This window comes from Corallococcus sp. CA047B, assembly GCF_003612065.1.
Classification (GTDB): Bacteria; Myxococcota; Myxococcia; order Myxococcales; family Myxococcaceae; genus Corallococcus; species Corallococcus praedator.
The window spans coordinates 1-1,102 of record NZ_RAWD01000662.1 but is presented as its reverse complement, the minus strand read 5'-3'; the positions used below and the strand labels follow the sequence as shown (position 1 = coordinate 1,102).

2 protein-coding genes are annotated in these 1,102 nt (G+C 64.2%); both read left to right on the top strand.

The genetic code is table 11. The features are described from left to right. Positions 1 to 131: 131 nt before the first annotated feature. The gene (locus D7X74_RS45420) at positions 132 to 563 is read left to right on the top strand and encodes a helix-turn-helix domain-containing protein (RefSeq protein WP_120538474.1); all 432 of its coding nucleotides are present in this window, start codon (positions 132 to 134) and stop codon (positions 561 to 563) included. Then, a complete protein-coding gene (locus tag D7X74_RS45415; protein WP_120538473.1) occupies positions 461 to 1,090 on the top strand; it encodes an IS630 family transposase in 630 nt (209 codons plus the stop codon). Before D7X74_RS45420 ends, D7X74_RS45415 begins: the two co-directional genes overlap by 103 nt. Positions 1,091 to 1,102: the final 12 nt, after the last annotated feature.

Below are 1,102 nucleotides of genomic sequence, written 5' to 3'. Positions count from 1 at the left end.
GAATCGCGCTCCGTCGTTTACGACGGTGCTCACGAACGTGGATCGAGGCAGGCGCAGGGCGTAGCCCTCGTTGGGCCCATCCCATGCGTGACGAGCAAGGGCGAGCGCGCCAGAGCCCATAGATTGAGGTCATGGGCGCACCACTTTCGATGGACTTGCGGCAGCGGATACTCGACGCGCACCTGACACGAGAGGAGTCCTGGGGAGAGCTCGCCAAGCGGTTTCGAGTAGGGGTCGCGACGGTTGATCGCCTCATTGGCCGCTGGAAGCGAACCGGCTCCATCGCGCCAAAGCGCCCGGGCCCTCGGCCCTTCTTCCGCATCCCGGATTCGCAACTGGGCAAGGTGAAGCGGTTGCTGGATGCCGCGCCCGACAGTACGACCCAGGAAATCGCGGATGCTTACGCCAAGCAAACGGGTGTGAGGGTGAGCCGCGCCACCATGGGACGTGCCTTCCGCCGATTAGGCTATACGCGCAAAAAAAGTCACTCCTCGCCTCCGAGCGGAGGCTGGCGAAGAATCGCCGGGCCCGCAGGCGGTATCTGGCTACGGCCGCCCAACTGAAGCCCGCGCGCCTCCACTTCATCGACGAGACTGCCGCGACCCTCACCATGACGCGCCGGTATGGGCGTGCTCGACGTGGGCAGCGCGCTCGCGGCTACGTGCCCCTGGGCCGTCGCCAACAAGTCACGATGATAGGGGACCTGACGCTCCAAGGAGTGGGGCCGGTACTGACTTTTGAGGGCGCCACCAACAGCGAACGTTTCGAAACCTACGTCCGTGAGGGACTTCTACCCATCCTCAAACCTCACGACGTGGTTGTCATGGATAACCTCAGCCCCCATCACCGACCGGCAGTCGAGCAACTCATTCGCAGTCGCAAGGCGAGTCTTCTCTTCCTGCCGCCCTACAGCCCAGAACTCAACCCCATCGAGTCGTGCTGGTTGAAAGTAAAGACGCGGATGCGGGCCATCGGCGCCCGCACGCATGTGGCCCTCCGCGAAGCGATGCGAGAGGCACTCGCAACCGTGCGGCCACAGGACGCAGCGACCTGGTTCGCCTACTGCGGCTACCCGCCTCAACCGCCGTGATCACCGTGGTAG